The following is a 3,423-nucleotide window of genomic DNA, read 5'->3' as shown; positions in this document are numbered from 1 at the left end:
CCGATAATACAATAATAGGCAAACTCATAAAGATCCAAAATCTTATTTTGGATAGGATTGCATTTGTATTTAACCAAAAAAATATTCCACTACACGTTAAGCTAATATCACCTTTTTTCTTTATAACAATAATGTGTAGAAATTCATGAATAATAAAGACACAAATGCCTATGATGATGAGATAAAATATATTAATGTGGGTGAAATCTGCTCCAAAGTAATACGGTATTAGAAAAATGATGATTTGAAGTACATGTACAAATTTCATATAATGTTTTCGATGCCAATTATTTTGTATAAAAGGAGTCCATTCTGACAAATCCATACTTATCTGTGGTAAGTGACGAAACCAAATTATAATAAACATTCCCCTCCCTCATTTAAATAATTTCATATTTAAAAACATGTAATCCACTAACACTCAACCGTTCATTTTAAATTCAAACCTTTGCTCGCCTGCACTTTTGCCATACATTCTTCTACTAAAGCCTAAAGTCATTCATTTGTAGGATGATTTGAGTAAGAATTTATTATTTTCATAGGTACACATATTCGACAAAATTTTCCAAATACCTTTTTAAATATGTTGCCTATATAATAGTCCTCGCACATACAACTTGATGCATCTGTTTTCGGTAAAAAGCAACTTTATCCAGAAGCTACTCTTTAATATGCTTAACTGATACATTTGAATGTAAAAAAGCTTAGAGTTTTAGCTCTAAGCTTTTTAATGATTTCGTTTTAATTTCTTTTACAGAGCAATATTTTTTATCCATTCGGATTTACTTAATTGATAATGATTATATAGTTGATTTTCTATCTCCTGTTCACTCAAATAAATAAACCCGCATTTTTCAATAACTTTATTTGATGCTATATTGTTAATTAAAGCAATTGCATTAAGAACATCTACATTTGTTTTTTCAAACAAATAGTTAATCAGTCCTTTAGTTGCTTTAGTAGCATAACCATTATTATGATATTCACTTGAAATAGCATACATAATTTCTCTGTTCGGTACAGGGAGTTCATCTTTCATGCCTGTGCAGCACCAACCAATAAGCTCATTTGTGGTTTTCTTAAATATTCCTAGTCTTAATACGTGATCATCTATGTTAGTCATAGTTCTCACTGCATGAAGAAACGCTTTGTTTTCTGGTATTTCATAATTTGTAACCCAATTAACTCGTTGTTCTTTCGTCGATTTCCAGTCTGGCAAAAACTTTTCTATCTCCGGTTGAATTGCTATTTTATAAATACTCTCTGCATCTTTCACCGTAAACTCTTGCAGGTATATATCTCCACAATCTATTCTAAATAAATTAGTCACACTCTCTTCCCCCATGTTAATCCCCCTTACTTACGTTAAAGCGCCTTAATCTGCTTCGTAAGTTCCATAAACCGTTCATCCAGTTCTTTATATTCTTTGTCTTTAGAAGTTAAAAAGCTTAATTTCCCTAATACTTCTTGTCTCTCTGTTTCTAATGTTAAACGTAGCTCTTCGATTTCGTCTCTTGTTTTCGTAGGTTCTTCGAGCTGCTTTTGTATTGTATTGTTTACAAACACAAGTTTTGTATTAGTTGTTTTCTCCAGAAAATATCGATCGTGAGAAACGATAACGAGTGTTCCGTTATACTCAGCTAATGTATTTTCAAGCTGTTCACGTGAAGGAAGATCAAGGTGATTCGTAGGTTCATCTAAAATAAGTACATCTTTTTCATCTAAAATATAAGTCATTAGCTTACATTTTACTCGTTCACCCATACTCATATATCGAATTGGCTCTTTCCATTGGGAAGATTCAAACCCTAAATGTTTCATTAAATTTTGGACTTTTCCTCTTTCTTCAAACGTCTCTTTGAAAAATAAATCTTCTGGTGTTTTTTCCAGCGGTAAATCAAATACTTCTTGTGTTAAATAACCAATGTTTGCTGATGGCGAAATCCATACTTCTCCTTCAGTAGTTTCCGCTCCCATAATCATCTTCAGTAATGTTGTTTTCCCGCTACCGTTTGGTCCAACAATCGCAACCTTCTCACCGTGTTGAATTGTAAAATTAACGTTTTCAAATAATATTCGATTATTAAATTCTTTCCGCAATTGTTTTACTTCTAAGAAACGTTTTCCTACTTTTTTACTAGCTTGAATAGAAAATTCAACTGAATACTCCTCTTTCACACGTTCTATCTTCGTTTTCTCTAGCTCTTTTTCGAGACGTTTTCGTTTTGACTTCACTTGTGCATCCATGCGCTTCGCTTTTACACGATAAAATTCTTTAACTCCTTCTTGTTTTGTAGACTGCGCATGTGCCTTTTGTGACCATGAACTTAATTCTTTTATATGAGTTTCTACTTGTTCTATCTTTTTTTGTTGTTTTTCATATTCACGCTGCTGCGTCATTCTTCTGTGCTCACGTGCTTTCATATAACTCGTATAATTACCAATATGGTCAATTAATTTCTTTTCCTCAATTGACCATATTCTAGTCGCAACAACATCTAAAAAATATCGATCATGTGATACGACGATAACTGTACCTTTCATATTTTTAATTTGCTTAATGAGAAATTCTGTACTCATCTCATCTAAATGATTTGTCGGTTCGTCTAATATTAAGACATTAGGATTTTTAGCAAATCCTTTTGCTAACCGAACTTTCAGCTTTTCACCACCACTTAAAGTGTGAAAATCGTTCGTTGGCACGCCCCATTTCGCAAGCAGTTCTGCTTCTTTTGCAATTATATCCTTACTAACGAAAGATTCTTTTTCTTGTTCAACATATGCTGTTGTCATATTCATTTGCATCCATTCAACAGTACCTTTTGAAGGTTCAATCTTCCCATTTATTAATTGAAGTAACGTTGATTTACCAGCACCGTTTTTACCAATTAATCCGATAACATCCCCTTGTTTTACTGTCACATTCATTTTCTCTAACAAAGTATTTTCCTTTATTTCAACATAAACATCATTTAATTTTAAAATTTCTTTCATAATACCGATCCCTTTCGTTAAGGGAGAATAAAAAAATCCTCCCAAATAAATTTGGCAGGATTAGTCATTACATTATTTATACCCAAATAAGCTATTACGCAAATCAAATAGCAAAACCGTTTTTTGGAATTGGGCAGACTAATCCTATTTTTTATAAATTGAAATTTATTTCATTTCAACATTTAAAAATAAGATTAGTTAATCATCGTCCACCCATCATTCCTTTCCGTCATTAGTAACCATATTGTACCATAATAGTACTGTATGAGTAAATACAATTATTTGTGCTGTTAAAAAGATTGCTTTCTTATAGGTCTATTTACCATTTCTTAACTTCATATTGAGCAAGCACAAACTACTTTTGTTGTACTACTTGCTTTATATTTCCCCAAAAAATAAAAATACGAGAAGGTTAAACTAAGTCACATT

At 31.8% G+C, this 3,423-nt stretch carries 3 protein-coding genes; all 3 read right to left on the bottom strand.

The annotated features are described in order from the left end of the window. Positions 1-367: metalloprotease family protein (locus tag KI369_RS26935; protein WP_212958614.1), on the bottom strand; the 367-nt coding region annotated here is incomplete at its 3' end. Between the two features lie 384 nt (positions 368-751). Beyond that, entirely contained in the window at positions 752-1,345 is a 594-nt protein-coding gene (locus KI369_RS26930) for a GNAT family N-acetyltransferase (protein ID WP_212958612.1), read from the bottom strand. Positions 1,346-1,365: 20 nt separating this feature from the next. Further along, positions 1,366-2,994: a ribosomal protection-like ABC-F family protein gene (gene abc-f, locus KI369_RS26925; RefSeq protein ID WP_212958610.1), complete on the bottom strand. Its 1,629-nt coding sequence runs from the start codon at positions 2,992-2,994 to the stop codon at positions 1,366-1,368. Positions 2,995-3,423: the final 429 nt, after the last annotated feature.

Source organism: Bacillus sanguinis (genome assembly GCF_018332475.1).
GTDB classification, from domain to species: Bacteria; Bacillota; Bacilli; order Bacillales; family Bacillaceae_G; genus Bacillus_A; species Bacillus_A sanguinis.
This window is presented reverse-complemented; position numbering and strand designations above follow the sequence as displayed.

Coding starts and splice junctions, on each gene's coding strand:
- KI369_RS26930 (WP_212958612.1), bottom strand. CDS start 1,345: ATGGGGGAAGAGAGTGTGACTAATTTATTTAGAATAGATTGTGGAGAT.
- abc-f (WP_212958610.1), bottom strand. CDS start 2,994: ATGAAAGAAATTTTAAAATTAAATGATGTTTATGTTGAAATAAAGGAA.